General features: G+C 65.2%; 15 protein-coding genes. 8 read left to right on the plus strand and 7 right to left on the minus strand.

Annotated features, from left to right (window positions below; all coding sequences use genetic code 11):
• The first annotated feature begins 35 nt into the window (after window positions 1-35).
• The gene (locus tag AC1DPF_RS15330; RefSeq protein WP_477872639.1) at window positions 36-428 is read left to right on the plus strand and encodes an EF-hand domain-containing protein; all 393 of its coding nucleotides are present in this window, start codon (window positions 36-38) and stop codon (window positions 426-428) included.
• A gap of 24 nt (window positions 429-452) precedes the next feature.
• Here the strand turns inward: AC1DPF_RS15330 and AC1DPF_RS15335 are convergent, their stop codons facing one another.
• Together AC1DPF_RS15335 and AC1DPF_RS15340 are read right to left on the minus strand one after the other, a co-directional pair.
• Complete coding sequence (locus tag AC1DPF_RS15335) at window positions 453-2,543, minus strand: malate synthase G (protein ID WP_477962243.1); 2,091 nt, start codon at window positions 2,541-2,543, stop codon at window positions 453-455.
• Between the two features lie 116 nt (window positions 2,544-2,659).
• Window positions 2,660-4,288 carry a helicase HerA-like domain-containing protein gene (locus AC1DPF_RS15340; RefSeq protein ID WP_477962223.1) on the minus strand — a complete coding sequence of 543 codons (1,629 nt, stop codon included), beginning with the start codon at window positions 4,286-4,288 and terminating at the stop codon, window positions 2,660-2,662.
• 127 nt (window positions 4,289-4,415) lie between these two features.
• Between AC1DPF_RS15340 and AC1DPF_RS15345 the strand changes: the two genes are divergently transcribed.
• On the plus strand, window positions 4,416-4,709 hold the full coding sequence (locus AC1DPF_RS15345) for a plasmid stabilization protein (RefSeq protein ID WP_477872635.1): 294 nt from the start codon (window positions 4,416-4,418) through the stop codon (window positions 4,707-4,709).
• A gap of 33 nt (window positions 4,710-4,742) precedes the next feature.
• Here the strand turns inward: AC1DPF_RS15345 and AC1DPF_RS15350 are convergent, their stop codons facing one another.
• Window positions 4,743-6,290 (minus strand): peptidoglycan DD-metalloendopeptidase family protein, encoded by a 1,548-nt coding sequence (locus AC1DPF_RS15350; RefSeq protein WP_477962225.1) that lies wholly within the window; start codon window positions 6,288-6,290, stop codon window positions 4,743-4,745.
• A 213-nt stretch (window positions 6,291-6,503) separates the two neighbouring features.
• Here AC1DPF_RS15350 and AC1DPF_RS15355 point away from each other — a divergent pair, with 213 nt between their 5' ends.
• From AC1DPF_RS15355 to AC1DPF_RS15375, 5 genes are all read left to right on the plus strand, one after another.
• Window positions 6,504-9,053 carry a helicase-related protein gene (locus tag AC1DPF_RS15355; protein ID WP_477872631.1) on the plus strand — a complete coding sequence of 850 codons (2,550 nt, stop codon included), beginning with the start codon at window positions 6,504-6,506 and terminating at the stop codon, window positions 9,051-9,053.
• Window positions 9,025-9,321, plus strand: coding sequence for an RNA-binding S4 domain-containing protein (locus tag AC1DPF_RS15360; protein ID WP_477962227.1), 297 nt, complete (start codon window positions 9,025-9,027; stop codon window positions 9,319-9,321). The genes AC1DPF_RS15355 and AC1DPF_RS15360 overlap by 29 nt, the downstream gene beginning before the upstream one ends.
• 140 nt (window positions 9,322-9,461) lie before the next feature.
• Window positions 9,462-9,800 (plus strand): ferredoxin FdxA, encoded by a 339-nt coding sequence (fdxA, locus tag AC1DPF_RS15365; RefSeq protein WP_477872627.1) that lies wholly within the window; start codon window positions 9,462-9,464, stop codon window positions 9,798-9,800.
• Window positions 9,801-10,029: 229 nt separating this feature from the next.
• The gene (locus AC1DPF_RS15370) at window positions 10,030-10,548 is read left to right on the plus strand and encodes a CarD family transcriptional regulator (protein ID WP_340314861.1); all 519 of its coding nucleotides are present in this window, start codon (window positions 10,030-10,032) and stop codon (window positions 10,546-10,548) included.
• A gap of 130 nt (window positions 10,549-10,678) precedes the next feature.
• Window positions 10,679-11,392: a head GIN domain-containing protein gene (locus AC1DPF_RS15375; RefSeq protein ID WP_477962229.1), complete on the plus strand. Its 714-nt coding sequence runs from the start codon at window positions 10,679-10,681 to the stop codon at window positions 11,390-11,392.
• Here the strand turns inward: AC1DPF_RS15375 and AC1DPF_RS15380 are convergent.
• The 3 genes from AC1DPF_RS15380 to AC1DPF_RS15390 form a co-directional block, all read right to left on the minus strand.
• Window positions 11,385-11,792 (minus strand): DUF1489 domain-containing protein, encoded by a 408-nt coding sequence (locus AC1DPF_RS15380; RefSeq protein WP_477872623.1) that lies wholly within the window; start codon window positions 11,790-11,792, stop codon window positions 11,385-11,387. The two genes, AC1DPF_RS15375 and AC1DPF_RS15380, sit on opposite strands and share 8 nt — an antisense overlap.
• A gap of 31 nt (window positions 11,793-11,823) precedes the next feature.
• Window positions 11,824-13,230 carry a magnesium transporter gene (gene mgtE, locus AC1DPF_RS15385; RefSeq protein WP_477872621.1) on the minus strand — a complete coding sequence of 469 codons (1,407 nt, stop codon included), beginning with the start codon at window positions 13,228-13,230 and terminating at the stop codon, window positions 11,824-11,826.
• 104 nt (window positions 13,231-13,334) lie between these two features.
• Window positions 13,335-14,945 carry a DHA2 family efflux MFS transporter permease subunit gene (locus tag AC1DPF_RS15390; RefSeq protein ID WP_477872619.1) on the minus strand — a complete coding sequence of 537 codons (1,611 nt, stop codon included), beginning with the start codon at window positions 14,943-14,945 and terminating at the stop codon, window positions 13,335-13,337.
• A gap of 158 nt (window positions 14,946-15,103) precedes the next feature.
• Here AC1DPF_RS15390 and AC1DPF_RS15395 point away from each other — a divergent pair, with 158 nt between their 5' ends.
• A complete protein-coding gene (locus tag AC1DPF_RS15395) occupies window positions 15,104-15,571 on the plus strand; it encodes a peptidylprolyl isomerase (protein WP_477872617.1) in 468 nt (155 codons plus the stop codon).
• 198 nt (window positions 15,572-15,769) lie between these two features.
• Here AC1DPF_RS15395 and AC1DPF_RS15400 read toward each other — a convergent pair whose 3' ends face one another.
• On the minus strand, window positions 15,770-16,654 hold the full coding sequence (locus AC1DPF_RS15400) for a LysR substrate-binding domain-containing protein (protein ID WP_477872615.1): 885 nt from the start codon (window positions 16,652-16,654) through the stop codon (window positions 15,770-15,772).
• Between the last annotated feature and the right edge of the window lie 372 nt (window positions 16,655-17,026).

Consider the following 17,026-nt stretch of genomic DNA (forward strand, 5'->3'; position numbering starts at 1 on the left):
GGCATAGCGATGGGCTTTGGCAATGGGATCGACCGATGAACAGGACGATATTCGCCGTGATCGCGATCGCGGCTGCCGCACCGGTGCAGGCGGGCCTCCAGCTCGGCGAGCGCCCGATCTCGCGCAGCGAGGTCCTCGCCACCGTCAAACAGCAATTCGCCGAAATGGACCTCAACCATGACGGCGCGATCGGCCCTGAGGAGTTCGAGCGATATCGCGAGCGGCAGGAGGCGATGCCCGACCAAGGCCGCGGACTCACCCATATCGGCCGCAGCTGGTTCGATCGCAGTGATGTCGACGCAAACGGCCGGATAAGCCTGAACGAGGCTGAAGCCCGGCCGCTGGAACTGTTCGACCTGGCCGACGCGAACCGCGACGGCATGGCGAGCGTCGCCGAGCAGTCTGTGGCCAGCCTGTTCGTCAAATAAGTCGCGCGCCGCAGGGCGCTGCGCTTATTCGCCCTTCACCCGACGCCGAAAGCGATGCAGCAGCGGCTCGGTATAGCCGTTGGGCTGCTCGACACCCTCGAACACCAGCGCGCGGGCAGCCTGGAAGGCCAGGCTTACATCCTCGTTGCCGCCCATCGGCCGGTAGAGCGGATCGCCCGCATTCTGCGCGTCGACCTTCACCGCCATGCGCTTGAGCGCAGCGTCCGCCTCGGCGCCCGAACAGACGCCGTGCAGCAGCCAGTTCGCCATATGCTGCGCCGAGATGCGGAGCGTCGCGCGATCCTCCATCAGGCCGACATCATGGATGTCGGGCACCTTCGAACAGCCGACGCCCTGGTCGATCCAGCGTACCACATAGCCGAGGATACCCTGGGCATTGTTGTCGAGTTCGGCGCGGATGTCGTCCGGCGTCCAGTTCTGGCCCCGCGCGACGGGGATGGTCAGCAACCGGTCGAGGCTGGCGGCCGGCTCGGCTTTTCGTTCCGCCTGGCGTGCGAACACGTCGACCTCATGATAATGGGTCGCGTGCAAGGTCGCCGCGGTCGGAGATGGTACCCAGGCGGTGTTGGCACCGGTCTTCGGATGGCCGATCTTCTGGGCCAGCATGTCGCCCATCTTATCGGGTGCGGCCCACATGCCCTTGCCGATCTGCGCCTTGCCCGAAAGCCCGCAGGCGAGGCCGATCTGGACGTTGCGGTCCTCATAGGCCGCGATCCAGTCGCTGGTCTTCATGTCGCCCTTGCGGATCATCGGGCCGGCCCGCATCGACGTGTGCATCTCGTCGCCGGTGCGGTCGAGGAAGCCGGTGTTGATGAACATGATGCGGTCCTTCACCGCATGAATGCAGGCGGCGAGATTCGCCGAGGTGCGGCGCTCCTCGTCCATCACCCCGACCTTTATCGTGTGGCGCGCCAGACCGAGCATATCCTCGACCGCGTCGAACAGGCGGTTGGTGAGCGCCGCTTCGTCGGGTCCATGCATCTTCGGCTTGACGATATAGACCGAGCCGGCCGCACTGTTGCGGAACTGCCCGGTGCCCTTGAGGTCGTGCATGGCGATCATGACGGTGACGATCGCATCGAGAATCCCCTCGGGCGCCTCGCTACCGTCGGCGAGCTGCACCGCGGGCGTCGTCATCAGGTGGCCGACATTGCGGACGAACAACAGGCTGCGGCCTGGCAGCGTCAAGGTAGAGCCATCGGGCGCGGTGTAGCTGCGGTCTGCGTCGAGGCTCCGGGTGACGGTCTTGCCGCCCTTGTCGAAGCTGGCCTCGAGATCGCCCTTCATCAGGCCGAGCCAGTTGGCATAGGCCGCGACCTTGTCCTCGGCGTCGACCGCCGCGACCGAATCCTCGAGGTCGCAGATCGTCGTCAACGCCGATTCGAGCACCATGTCGGCGATACCGGCTGGGTCGTCCTTGCCGATCATGTGGCTTCGATCGATCACCAATTCGATGTGCAGGCCGTTATGCTTGAACAGCAGATTGTCACCCGCGCGGCCGACCAGCTGCGAAGGATCGGCCAGCTGCGGCTCGCCGCCCTGCCAGCTGGTCCAGCTGCCTGATGCGAGCGGCACCGTCTTGTCGAGGAAGGATTTCGCCCAGGCGATCACCTGTGCTCCGCGTGCCACGTCATAGCCCTTGCCGGCCGCCGCGCCGGGAATGGCGTCGGTGCCGTACAGCGCATCATAGAGGCTGCCCCAGCGCGCATTCGCCGCATTGAGCAGGAAACGCGCGTTGAGGATCGGCACGACCAGCTGCGGGCCGGCAGTGGTCGCGACCTCGGCATCGACATTGGCCGATCCGACAGAGAAGGGAGCGGGTTCCGGGACGAGATAGCCGATCCCCGTCAGGAATGCCTTGTAGGCGGCCATGTCGATCGGCTTTCCGGCCTGCTCGACATGCCAGGCGTCGATCTTTTGCTGGATCGCATCGCGCTGCGCGAGCAGGGCGCGATTTTCCGGCGAGAAGCGGGCGTAGATGTCCGCCATGCCGGCCCAGAATGCATCCGGCGACAGGCCGGTACCGGGCAGAGCCTTGTCCTCGATGAAGCGGACGAGCACCTCCGCAACCTTCAGCCCCGCCTTGTCGATCATCGCCGTCATCGCCGCCTCGCTTTAAATGAAGGTGGTCCGCTTAGCGCACCCTGCGATTTGACACTATGGGGATAATATTCAAAGCATCTGTTCCGTGGCAGAACAAATGCAGCGGTCTATTTGAACAGGCCACCGAGAATCCCCCGCACCAGCTGGCCGGCAATGCCGCTCGATCCCCGCCGGCTGCCGCCAAACACCGCGCGGCCGAGTTCGTTGGCGACCTGGCGCCCTACCGACGACGCCGCCGCACGCGTCGCCGACTGGATGGCGCGATCCACCCCCGAAGGCTTCGCCGCTTCGCGCGCGGCAATGGCGTCCAGCCGTGCCTGCTCCTTCAGCGCCTGTTCCTGCTGCTTCGCTTCCACCTTCGCCTGGACCGCCGCAGCCTTGTCGGATTCCGCCTGCGCCTTGGCAGCCTGCGCGGCGGCCGCCGCCGCACTGCCCCGCGCCGCCAGGATTTCCTGCGCCGACTCCCGGTTGATGCCCTCGTCATATTTACCGGCAACCGGGGAGATCGACTGGATGACAGCGCGTTCCTTCGCGTCCAGCGGCCCCAGCCGCGAGCGCGGCGGCGCGATCAGGGTGCGCTGGACGATGCTGGGCGATCCATCCTCCTGCAGCACCGACACCAGCGCCTCGCCGACCTTGAGTTCGATGATCGCCTTGGCGACGTCGAGGTCGGGATTGATCCGGAAGGTCTGTGCGGCGGCCTCGATCGCCTTCTGATCGCGCGGCGTGAAGGCGCGCAGCGCGTGCTGGACGCGGTTGCCGAGCTGGGCGGCGACGTCCTCGGGCACGTCGATGGGGTTCTGCGTGATGAAATAGACGCCGACGCCTTTCGAGCGGATCAGCCTGACGACCTGCTCGATCTTGTCGGTCAGCGCCTTGGGCGCATCCTCGAACAGCAGGTGCGCCTCGTCGAAGAAGAAGACGAGCTTCGGCTTGTCCGGATCGCCGACCTCGGGAAGCGTCTCGAACAGCTCGCTCAGCAACCAGAGCAGGAAGGTCGCATAAAGCTTCGGGCTCTGCATCAGCTTGTCGGCGGCCAGGATATTGACATAGCCGCGGCCCTGATCGTCGAGCCCGAGAAAGTCATGAATGTCGAGCGCCGGTTCGCCGAAGAAATGCGCGCCACCCTGGCTGTCGAGTTGGAGCAGCTGGCGCTGGATCGAACCGACGCTGGCCTTGGTGACATTGCCATAGCGCGCCGAGAGCGCGTCCGCATTTTCGGCGCAATGTGCCAGCATCGCCTGGAGATCGCCAAGATCGAGCAGCAGCAGCCCTTCCTCGTCGGCATAGCGAAAGGCGACGTTGAGCACGCCTTCCTGGACTTCGTTGAGGTTCATGAGCCGGGCGAGCAGCAGCGGCCCCATTTCCGAGACGGTGGTGCGGATCGGATGGCCCTGCTCGCCATAGAGATCCCAGAACACCGCCGGATTGTCGCCCCATGTGAAATTTTGCAGCCCGATCTCGGCCGCGCGCGCGACCAGCTTGTCGGAATTTTTCGCGGTCGGCGACCCTGCCATCGCGATCCCCGCGAGATCGCCCTTCACGTCGGCAAGAAACACCGAAACGCCGGCGGCGGAGAAATTCTCCGCGATACCCTGCAAGGTGACGGTCTTGCCGGTGCCGGTAGCGCCAGCGATGAGCCCGTGGCGGTTGGCGCGGCGGAGATTGAGATGCTGCGGCTGGGGCCCCGCAGGGCTGGGGCTGGCACCGAGGAAGATCCCTTGCTCATCGATCATGCCGCTCTCCTATGATGCCGAAGCTGCAGGTTTAGCGGGCAACATCAGCAAGCGGAAGGCGGCAACGCGCGGGATATCACCCTCTCCTGAGGCGTTTACGCTCTCAACCCCAGCAGAGGAGGCGGACATGCCGCGCGGAGACAAGGATGCTTATACCAACAAGCAGAAGCGCAAGGCCGAGCATATCGAGGAAGGCTATGAAGATCGCGGCGTCCCGAAGAAGGAGGCCGAGCGCCGGGCGTGGGCGACGGTGAACAAGGAGTCGGGCGGCGGCAACAAGTCGGGCTCCGGCCGCGGCAAGCCCGACACCCATGTGTCGTCCTCACGAGGTGGCAAGGCGCATAAATCGGGCTCGGCCGAGCAGCGGTCGGCGGCAGCGCGGAAGGGATGGGTCACGCGGCGCAAGAACGCAGCGGCTTGACCAGCGACCTGACCAGGCTGCCGGACAATCGGCTCAGCCCCTTTTCGGTTTGTCCTTACCCTTGGCCTCGGCGCTCTTTTCGGCCTTGGCCGGGCCGTTCCCGTTGGCGATGTGCACCGACAGGAGGTTGCTGAGCTTCGCCTTGAAATTGGCGAGGTCCCGGCCGCCCAGCTGTTGGACGGTGGTGAACTTCATCGAGGCGGGGTTTATCGCCTGGCCATTGCGGAACACCTCATAATGGAGGTGCGGCCCGGTCGAGAGGCCGGTCGAGCCGACATAGCCGATCAACTGGCCCTGACGCACCCGCTCGCCGGGCTTGGCGATGATCCGGCTCATATGGGCGTAGCCGGTCGAGATGCCGCCGGCATGGTTGAGCCGGACATAATTGCCATGTCCGCCGTGACGGCCGGCGAAGCTGACCACGCCATCAGTCGCCGCCACGATCGGCGCGCCCATCGGGGCGCCGAAATCCATGCCCTGGTGCATGCGCGAGAAGCCGAGGATCGGATGGAAGCGCATGCCGAAGCTCGAGGTCAGGTGCCCGAGCACTGGCTGGCGCATGACGCCCTTGGTCTCACCGACGCCATTGGCTTCATACCATTGATCGCGGCCGCCGCTGCTCCACTTGAGCATTTGGACCTTCTTGCGGCCCTCGGTGATGCCGGCGAACAGCAGGCTGCCGATCTTGACCTCGCCGGTCTCGGCGCGGGCATGCTCGATGATGGCGTCGAAGCGTGCGTCCGAGCCGATGCCGCGCAGCGACAGCTTCTGCGACACCGCCTTGATGAAGGCCTCGATAGCATCGCCGGGCACGCCGGCGGCGCGGGCCGATTGATAAAGGCTCGAGCCGACCCGGCCCTGGATGCGCAGCGGCGTGTTGTCGACCGCGATCGGAATGCGCTTGAGACGGAGCTGCCCATCGATCCGCTCGAGCGCGAGCTTCAGGTCGAAGCGGGCGCGAAAGCCGAGCATTTCAAGCGGGCGCGGATCGGTCTTGACCGCGCGGCGGCCGAGCACGAGATCGATCCGGGTCCCCGCCTTGATATCGTCCAGCGATACCGCATCGGACACCAGCGTCGAGACGGTCCTGGCCTCTTCACGCGAGACGCCCGCCCGCTCGAGCACCCGGCCGAAGCCGTCGCCCTGGCCGATGGTCGCCGAGAGGTCGACCCGCGGCCGTTCCGGCGTATCGGTGAGCGGCTCGACCGCGCTGGTGGCGGCCAGTCGGCGGCCGGTATCGGCGCCGAGACCGAGCGGCGCGATCGAATATGCGCGAGCTTGCTCGTACTGGCCGGCGCTCATCGGCGCTTCCGCGGCAAAGCGGATCGGTTTGAACGTCGGCGTCATCATCCCGGCGGCAGTGCACAGGCCGAGACAGGTGAATAGGCCGCGATACCATTCGCGCGAGCCGATGCGCGCGCCGAGGTCGACGACCAGATCCGCGCCGGCCAGCCGGTCGATCGGCCCGTCGATGAGGCGGCCGATGCCCTGCAGGCGCCCGGGCGTGACAAGTGTCAGCGCGCGCCCGCCGCCCGAAGCATAGCCCTCCGTTGGGAATCCCTGGCCGCTGCTTTGGAACAAAGCCCCCGCCCCTTCTCAAAAAACGCTTATCTATTTGCCCTGGCGAGACATTTTCGCATTAGGCAGGATCAGTCTGCCTCGTCATGGTTAATGTCAAACTAATGCCGCGCGCCTGCGTGGCGTTATGCGACGAGTCGAGTCTTTTATACCCATGAGTCGAGTCGCGGCCGTTTCGAGCTTGCGTTCGTATCATCGGCTGCCAATCTTGCCTTCATGTCCAACTTCGCCACGCAGCCGGTTGTCGCCGTGCTGGGGCCGACCAACACCGGCAAGACCCATCTCGCGATCGAGCGGATGTGCGGCCATTCGAGCGGCATGATAGGCTTCCCGCTGCGATTGCTGGCGCGCGAGGTCTATGACCGGGTCGTTGCGATCAAGGGAAAGGATCGGGTGGCGTTGATCACCGGCGAGGAGAAGCTGCTTCCGCCGCATGCGCAATATTATCTGACGACCGCGGAATCGATGCCGCTGGATCGCGAATTCGCGTTCGTCGCGCTCGATGAGGCGCAACTCGCCACCGATCCCGAGCGCGGCCATGTCTTCACCGATCGGCTGCTGCGCGCGCGCGGCCGCGAGGAGACGATGATCCTCGGATCCGAAGCGCTGCGCCCGATGGTCCGCGCGCTGGTTCCGAAGGCCGAGATCATCGGCCGGCCGCGCTTCTCGACGCTCAGCTATGCCGGCGCGACCAAGCTGTCGCGGCTGCCGCCACGCTCCGCGATCGTCGCCTTCTCGGCGGAGGAGGTCTACGCCGTCGCCGAGATGCTGCGTCGCCTGCGTGGCGGCGCCGCCGTCGTCATGGGTGCGCTGAGCCCACGCACCCGGAACGCGCAGGTCGCGATGTTCCAGGCTGGCGAAGTCGATTATCTGGTGGCGACCGATGCGATCGGCATGGGGCTGAACATGGACGTCGCGCATGTCGCCTTCGCCTCGCTGCGCAAGTTCGACGGGCGACGGGCGCGACGGCTGACCATCTCGGAAATGGCGCAGATCGCCGGCCGCGCCGGCCGCCACCAGCGCGACGGCACCTTCGGCACGCTCGCGCTCGAAGGCAACAGCAACGCGCGCTTCGAGGATGAGGAAGTCGACGCCATCGAAGCGCATGTCTTCCCGCCGATCGACCATCTCTACTGGCGCGAGGGCCAGCCTTCACTCGCCAGCCTGGATGCGCTGATCACCGACCTCGAGCGGCGCCCCGACCGGCAGGTGCTGCGCGCTGCGCCACAGGCGATCGACCTGGCCGTGCTCAAGCGGCTCGCCGAGGAAGATTGGGTGCGGGAGCGGGCATGCGGCCAGGCGATGATCGCCCGGCTATGGGCGGCGTGCGGCCTGCCCGACTTCCGCAAGACGGGCCCCGAACCCCACAGCCGGCTGGTCGCGCGCGTCTTCCGCCATCTCAGCGAAGGCGATGGACATCTGCCGGTGGCCTGGTTCGCCGACGAGCTCGCCCGCCTGGACAGCGTGCAGGGGGACGTCGAGACATTGGCCGATCGCATCGCCGGGGTCCGCACCTGGGCCTATATCGCGCACCGCGTCGGCTGGCTCGCCGATGCCGAAACCTGGGCGGAGCGGACTCGCACGCTCGAGGAAAAGCTGTCCGACGCGCTGCACCAGCGACTGACCCAGCGTTTCGTCGACCGGCGGACGTCGGTGCTGATGCGCGATCTGGGGGCGAAGGGCGGCGAACTCATGCTGCCGGTCAAGGTCGACGACGAAGGCACCGTCACCGTCGATGGCGAACCGATCGGCCGGCTGATCGGCTTCCGCTTCAAGGCCGATCACCTCGCCCGCCATGGCGACATGAAACGGCTGATGGCGGCGGCGGAACGCCGTCTCGGCGTCGAGCTCGCATCGCGCGCGCGGCAGCTCGCCGCCGACCATGACAGCCAGTTCAGCCTGGCCACCGATATCGGCAGGCCGGTGGCGATCTTCTGGCGGGGCGACGTGGTGGCACGGCTGGAGAAGGGCCGCACGCTGTTGACCCCGCGCATCCGGCTGCACCGCGCGCTCGACCCGCTGGCAGCCGCCGATCGCGCGGGCGTGGAACAGCGGCTCGCGGCATGGCTCGAAAGCCGCATCCAGCGGGAATTGAAAGCGCTCTCCCGCTATTTCGAGGCGGCGCGCGATCCCGCCTGCCCAGCATCGCTTCGCGCGCTCCTATCGCCGCTGGCCGAAGCGGGGGGGATCATCTCCCGCACGGCCGTGGCGTCGGCAATCGAGCATCTCGATCGCGACGGCCGGTCGCGGGCCGAGCGGCTCGACGTCAAGATCGGTACGCTCGACGTCCATTCCCCAACCTTGCTGAAGCCCGAGCCGACACGCTGGCGGATCGCCCTGTTCGCAGCCGCCGAAGACCAGGTGATGCCTGAATTGCCCGTGCCCGGCGCAGTCTCCATGGCCACGCCGGCCGAGGCAGCCGCCTGCGAGGCGATGGTGCGCGCCGGCTATCGCGCACTGGGGGCGCAGATGCTCCGCGTCGACCTGGTCGAGCGGCTGGCGCGGATCGCGCACGACTCCCGCTCCGGCCGGGCGCCGTTCACGCCCGATCCCGGCCTCGCCACGTCGCTCGGGCTGCGCCATGCGAGCTTCGCGCAACTGATGCTGGCCCTGGGCTTTCGCGCGACGCCGCCCGGCCAGCCGGAAGCCTGGGTGTGGAAGGGCAAGCGCGAGCCGCGCAAGGAGAATGGGCGCCGGCCGGGCAATGCCTTCGGTGCGCTGGCCGACCTCTATCCCAATGGCGGCACTGGAAATGCGGCTCGATAAGTTCCTCTGGTTCGCGCGGTTGACCAAGACGCGGCGGCTGGCCCAGGAGATCGTGGCGGCGGGCCATCTGCGGATCGACGGACGGGTGGTCGATCGCCCGCATGCCATGGTGGCGGCAGGCAATGTGTTGAGCTTTCCGCTGCACGGCCGGGTGCGGGTGATCCGCATCGAAGCGCTGCCCGCGCGGCGCGGCCCCGCTCCGGAGGCGCGCCTGTGCTACACCGATCTGTCGCCGCCGCCTGTTGACGAGGGGACGGCTGCAACCTAACGGAGACCCGTTCATCACGACTTCGATCCCGCCGCATCGAGCAGCCTGGGATCGATCGCGATATTTTTGCAAGGCTGATCGACGTTAGTGGCCGAAGCGCAATGCGCTCCCACTAAGGTGTTCGGCCCAAGGGAGTAGCAATGACCTACGTCGTCACCGATGCCTGCATACGCTGCAAGTATATGGACTGTGTGGAGGTTTGCCCGGTCGACTGCTTCTATGAGGGCGACAATATGCTCGTCATCAACCCGAGCGAGTGCATCGACTGTGGCGTCTGCGAACCCGAGTGCCCCGCCGAAGCGATCCTTCCTGATACCGAATCGGGGCTGGAACAGTGGCTCGAAATCAACACCTCATTCTCGGCGCAATGGCCGAACATTACACGCAAGCGCGAAGCTCCCGCCGACGCCGACGAGTTCAAGGGCCTCGAAGGCAAATATGACAAATATTTCTCGCCGGAGCCCGGCCAGGGCGACTGACGCCCATATTATGGCGAGATAAATCGCCTGAAATCGCACTCCGCGTTGGCGAAATGCCCAAGATGCTGGCTTTTCGCATATAAATGTGTTACAGGATTCGTACTCGGGCGCGATCCAACCGCGCCCGCAACAAGGAACCTGTGATCCGCTGTGTCAGGATCGCCGTCGGCCGCCGCGGGGAAGGCGAGTCTGGCGGACCTGTACGGCATCCCAACGAAAGGTCTGCTAAATGGCTGCCAAGGCGCTGAGCTTCGTCGTCGGCGATTATGTCGTTTACCCCAAACATGGTGTCGGCCGCGTGGTCGAACTGCAAAGCCAGGAAATTGCCGGAGCCAAGCTCGAACTCTACGTGCTGCGCTTCGAGAAAGAGCGCATGACGCTGCGCGTTCCGACCAACAAGGCGGAAGCCGTCGGCATGCGCAAGCTGTCGTCGAGCGTGACGATGGGCGAGGCCCTCACCACGCTCAAGGGCAAGCCCAAGGTCAAGCGCACCATGTGGTCGCGCCGTGCCCAGGAATATGAAGCGAAGATCAACTCCGGCGACCTGGTGTCGATCTCCGAAGTGGTGCGCGACCTGTTCCGGGCCGACGACCAGCCCGAGCAGAGCTATTCCGAGCGCCAGATCTTCGAAGCGGCGACCAGCCGCCTCGCCCGCGAACTCGCCGCGATGGAAGCTGTCGATGAGCCCTCCGCACAGGAGAAGATCCTGGACATCCTCCGCAAGGCAGCGGCGATCCACAACAAATAAGCTTTCCGGCCTGCCGGAAGCGCGCAAGGGGCGGTCCTTCGGGGCCGCCTTTTTCGTTTTGGCGGCAAGCGCTTGCGATCGAAGCTCCTCTTCCGTATTATATTAGCAATACAGTATGGAAAGAACCGCCATGCGCTTATCGATCGCCAGCCTCGCCGCCCTGTCCCTCGTCACCGCCGCCTGTCCAGCGGCCGCCGCCACACGCCCCTTTCCGGTACCGGGCTTCTCGAAGCTCCGCGTGGAAGGCCCTTATACGGTTCGCGTCCACACGGGCACCAAGCCATCGGTCACCGCGCGCGGGCCACAGGCGCAGATCGACAAGCTGACCGTCGAATCGCGCGGCGATATGCTGGTCATCTCCACCGAGAAAAGCTGGAACTGGCGCAATATGGGATGGGGCAAGAGCGAGACGGTGTCTATCGACATCGGCGTGCCGATGCTCGACGCCGCCACGCTGGCCGGATCAGGCGAAATGAATGTCGACATGATCCGAGGCAGCGACTTCATGGCCGCCCTGACCGGATCGGGCAACCTGTCGATCGCGCGGCTCGAAACCAGCCGGTTGAAGGCGGTCGTCGCCGGATCGGGCGAGCTGAGCATCAACGGCCGCACCGGCCGTGCCGAGACGTCCGTTCAGGGGTCGGGCGACCTGCGCGCGGGAGCGCTCACCGTCGGCCTGCTCAATGCGTCGGTCACGGGGTCCGGCGATATCGCGGTGGGCCCGACCAAGGTTGCCAGAGCGAATGTCGTGGGCTCCGGCAACATCATGATCGCCGGTCGGCCGAGCTGCACGAAGAACAAGGTCGGTTCAGGCGATATTATCTGCGGCGACGGGGTCAGATAAGGCCGAGCGTCGCCAGCTCGGCGTGCAAGCCCGCCGGAATGCGGGTGCCCGCATCGTCGCCCGCCGCCAGGTCGCGGGGTATGTCCGCGGCGGTGATGTAGCGCCAGCCCTGATGCGCGCGGCGCGGGCGCGGTTCCACCTCGATCAACGTCGGCGCCAGGACGATCCCGCAGCGGCCGCCCTCGATTTCCTCGAAACCGAGCAGCGGCTGACGCAGGCCGAAGCGATGCTGCGATATCCAGAACAGCGATCCGCCCACAAGCTCTTCGGCCCGCTTCGGCCGGTAGCGGGTCGACAACAGGATGTTCTCGCCGCGCTCGATCCGGTCCGCCAGACGCGCCCGCAGCACATCGAAACTGTCGCAACCAAAGGCGATCTTGGTCAGATGAAGTTCGCTCATCCCGGCAATATCGGCATCGCCCCCAAACGGATCAACCGTGCAATCCCCACAAGGCCGCCAGGCCGAGGAACGAGAAGAAGCCCATGACGTCGGTTGCAGTCGTGACGAATACGGCGGAAGACACCGCCGGATCGGCGCCGGCTTTGTCCAGGCCCACCGGCACCAGGATTCCGGCCAGGCCTGCTGTGATGTTGTTGATCACCATCGCCAGGCAGATGACGATGCCGAGGTCGCGATTGCCGTAGAGCAAGCCGACGGCAAGTCCGATCATGGCGCCAAGGCACAGCCCGTTCATGACCGCGATACGCAGCTCCCGAAAGATCATGCGTTGCGTATTCGACGAGGTGAGCTGGTTCAGGGCCAGCGCGCGCACCGCCACCGCCATGGTCTGCGTTCCGGCATTGCCACCCATGCCAGACACGATCGGCATCAGGACGGCGAGCACCACCAGGCGCGAGATCGTGCCCTGGAACAGGCCGACCACCGATGCCGCTATGATGGCCGTGCCCAGATTCACCACCAGCCAGGACAGCCGCACCTTCACTGTCTCGAACACGGGCTCGTTGATGTCGCCATCGCCGGCGCCCGACAGCTTGAGGATATCTTCGCCGGCCTCTTCCTGAATGATGTGCACCACATCATCGACAGTGATCATGCCCACCAGCCGACCAGCCGGATCGACCACGGCCGCCGAGATCAGCGCATATTTCTGGAAGCGCAGCGCGACTTCCTCCTGGTCCATATCGACCGGGATCAACGTCTGCTCGCGCTGCATCACATCGCTGATCAGGATCTTGCGCGGCGTGCGCATCACCCAGCTCAGCTTGCAGGTGCCGATCGGATGATGCGCCGCATCGACAACGAATATTTCCCAGAAGTCGGTGGTGAGATCCTCGTTGCGGCGCAGATAATCGAGCACGTCGCCGACCGACCAATGTTCGGGCACCGCGATCAGATCGCGCTGCATCAGCCGGCCTGCCGATTCCTCCGGATAGGACAGCGCCTCTTCGATCGCGGCGCGATCGTCGGGCTCCATCGCGCGCAGCACCGCGCGCTGATCCTCCTCCTCGAGCTCCTCGATGATCGCGACCGCGTCGTCGGTTTCGAGCTGGGTGGCGATCTCCGCGACCTCATGCGGCGCCAGCGCCTCGATCAGCTCTTCGCGGACCCACTCGTTCATCTCGGACAGGACGTCGCCATCGAGCAGCTCGGCGATCGCGGCTGCGATCGGCTGGCGCATATCCTGGGGCGCCAGTTCGAACAGGTCGGCGATATCGGCGGGGTGAAGCGGCCTGACAAGCGCACGCGCGCCTTCGGCATCGCCTTCCTCCACGCACGCGATCACGGCATCGACGAAGCTCGATTTCAGCCGGTCGTCAGCATCGTGAAGCGCCTCCGCCGGCGCGGGATCGGCGGACTCAATGTCGGTTTCGCTCATGCCGTCCTCCGCGCTTCGGGCCGGGTACTGGGCTGGCTCTAGGAGGAGAATCCGCGGCGGGCAATGCCCGGGGGCGCTATTGTGCGGTCCAATATCTCAGCCGATCACTCGAAGCCGGCAGGCTCCGCCTTTGCGCCCTTCGCCACTATCGGCTTCATCAGCAGCAGAACGGGCAGCAGGCAGACCACCGTCCACATCATCGCCCAGAAATCGTTGATGTAAGCCACCATCATCGCCTGCCGCGTAACCTCGGCATTGGCGATGGTGGCAGCTTTCTCTGCTAAGTTCACGCCGCCAAGCGTCTTCAGCATGGCGAGCGGCGTCCCATTCGATCCCAGCAGCGCCCCGATCTCGGCGTGATTGATCTGGACATTGCGCGCCAGCAGCGCGGTGAACAGCGCGATGGTCAATGATGTGCCGACATTGCGGAACAGCGCGGACAGTGCGGCCGCCTCGGTTCGCAACGCCGCAGGAACGCTGGCGACGACCGCGAAGTTGAGCACCATCATCATCAGGCCCATTCCCAAGCCCTGCAGCACGCCTGACCAGAGGACCGCCGAGGAATCCATCTGCACGGTAAACCCCGTCTGAACCGCCAGCGAGGCGATCACCAGCAGCATGCCGATGGCGAGCTGGTAGCGTCCGTCCATCCGCCGCATCATCTGCCCTCCGATCAGGATCGCCACCGCGACGGCAATTCCGCGGGGAATCAGGGCGACGCCGGCGAGATAGACGGGGTAGCCGAGCAAGGTCACCAGCAGCGATGGCAGCAGCGCATTTGCTGCGATGATGATCGGCATGACTATGGCGCTGACGACGATGGCGCTGGTGAAGGTGCGATTGGCAAACAGGCCGACCGAGATGATCGGGCTCGGCGCCTTGCGCAAATGAAAGATCAGCATCCAGAAGGCGGATATGCTGACGCCGAACTCGATCAGGATCTCGGGCGATTCGAACCAATCCTGCTGCGTGCCGCGATCGAGCGCGAGCTGGAGACCGCACAGAGCGATGACGATCATCGCAAAGCCAATATGATCGAACGTCCGCCGCGCGGACGGAAAATCGGGGAGGGCTATGAACGTGCCGACCAGCGCAGCCACCCCGATCGGCACGTTCAGGAAAAATACCCAGCGCCAGTTGAAGGTGTCGGTAAGCCAGCCGCCGATCACCGGCCCTAGGATCGGGGCCACCATCGTGGCGAACCCCCACATCGTGATGGCGCGCACCTGCCTTGATGGCGGATTCATATCGTAGAGGAAGGCCTGGGCCATCGGTATCAGAAAGGCGCCGAAAAACCCTTGGGCGAGCCGCGCCGCCACCATCATCGGCAGAGTGATCGCGACGCCGCACAGCATCGAGGCCAGCGTGAACCCCAGGACGCATGCGCCGAACATGCGGCGGCGCCCGAACCGGCCGGCCAGCCACGCCGTCATCGGAGCGCCGATCGCCGTCGCGACGATGTAGGAGGTGAGCACCCAGTTTATGCTCTCGGGCGTGGCCCCAAGCGCAGCCTGCATATGGGGGAGCGCAACCGTGGCGATCGTTTGATCCAGCGCAACCAGGATGGTCGCGCCGATCATGATAATCGTCGCTATAGCCTTCGGCAGCGGGGCGATCGGGACGAGCGCCCGGTCCTCCTCCGCCGCGCCGGCATGAGCCCGGCCAGCCGCCGAGGGCCGGCCGGCCGGCATTGCGTCGCTGTCGATCTTGCTCATGCCGCTCCGCGTAACCCTTCCAGGACGCTGTATAAGCTGGTGCGGCGCGGTGGAAGCGCTTTACGCGATGGAGTTGCGCGGCTGCAATCAGCACTCGCCTCGCCGGGCATCTCTCGATAGGGACGGCGCGAGATTCGCTCGTCGAGAAGGAGAATATGATGGCCGCCGATCCCGAAAACACGCTCATCATGACGCTGGAGGGCGGCGATGTCGTCATCAACCTGCGCCCCGACCTGGCTCCCGGCCATGTCGACCACATCAAGGGACTCGTTCGCGAGGGCTTCTACGACGGGGTTGTGTTCCACCGCGTCATCCCCGGCTTCATGGCGCAGGGCGGCGATCCGACCGGCACCGGCATGGGCGGCTCGGACAAGCCCAACCTGAAAGCCGAATTCAACCGCGAACCGCACGTTCGCGGCGTCTGCTCGATGGCGCGCAGCGCCAGCCCGAACAGCGCCAACAGCCAGTTCTTCATCTGCTTCGACGACGCGCGCTTCCTCGATGGCCAGTACACCGTGTGGGGCATCGTCGAGTCGGGCATGGAACATGTCGACGCGCTGCCGAAGGGCGAGCCGCCGCGCGAACCCGGCAAGATCGTCAAGGCGAAGATCGCCGCCGACGCATGACGGACCAGGGATCATCTCGATCTGCGATCGGGACGATCTTTCCTAGACCTTGATCGGATCAGGCTGGATCAGCCTGATCCGTGAATCAAGGTCTAAACCATTGACAGAGCATGATTCATGCTTTCGGCGGAAGCGCGACACGCTTCCACCTCCAACGATCATGCTCTACGCCATGGCCATAAGTCCCCTGGCCATGGGTCACTGCGTCGACACCGTGCTGAACAGCCAGTCGTGGAAGATTCGTACCGCGCGGGTCGTGAGCGCCGGACGGCGGCACGCAAACCAATAGCCGTAGGGGCTGTCGATGCTGTAGTCGAACAGGCTGGTCAGCCTGTCATCGTGCGCATCGTCGAGGTGGCTCTGCAGCATGAAGGCGACTCCGAGCCCCTGCGCGGCGGCATCCAGCATGAGCTGGCCCGAATCGAATAGGTCGACGGCAGCAGGTTCCACGTCCGGGCGGCCCAGCGCTTCCCGCCAGATATTGAACAACTCTGACATGTCCCTGTGCAGGAAGATCGTCAGGCGGGCGATATCGTCGAACCGGTTCACCGGAAAGCGACCGCCGGTCAGCGACCGGCTGACGATGGCCACGGTCGTGTCGCGGTCGATCCGCCGCGAATAGAGGCTCGAGTCGATGTCGCGCGCGAGCACGATCGCAGCGTCGACCCCCTCGCCGAGTCGCGCCAGAGCATGACTGCCGGTATCGATATCGATGTGGAGTTCAGGGTGGCGCTGGCGCAGTTCCGGAAGGCGGCCCATCAGTCGCTGCGACGCGAAGAGCGGCATGACGCCGAGCCGCAGCCGAACGAGTTCGGTGTCTCCCGACGTGGCGTCGATGGCGAGGGTCAGCGCATCGAGCGCGGGAGCGATGCGGGACAACAACATCTCTCCGTCCGATGACAGCATCATTGCCTGGTGCCGGCGTTCGAACAGGCTGCGGCCCATGAATCGTTCCAGCGCCTGCACGCGTCGGCTGAGCGCAGGTGAAGACAGCGCCAATTCCTCGGCCGCAGCCTTCACCGACCCCAGCCGCGCCACCTGCACGAACGCTTCGATGGCGGTAAGGGGAGGCAATCTACGCATGTCAGCATCCCATCAGAACGCGCGGCTCGTTGCAACGCAAAACGGGGCAAGTCGTAAGGGGCGCGAGCCATGCGCCCTTTAACTCTATCTATATCGTGGTTTCAAGGTTGCATTTTTTGCAACTTAGTCAGCAGTCTAAGCATTTGCGACAATCGATGCCGCACCGCAATAAGGACAGGCCTTTCAGGCATCCTCTCCTAAAACTTTACGGCCGGCCCTCATGGGGTCGGCCTTTTTTTTGGGCCGCCGCGCAACCCTGCGCGGTTCGGGCGGTTGATCATCTCCCTGCCGTATCCGAAACGGGTGGTGCTTGCCTTTGCCGGCATCATTTGCGACGGGGGCGGAGCAAGATCAAAAGCCGACAGGAACATC

It is taken from the genome of Rhizorhabdus sp. P4_G6 (genome assembly GCF_056401045.1).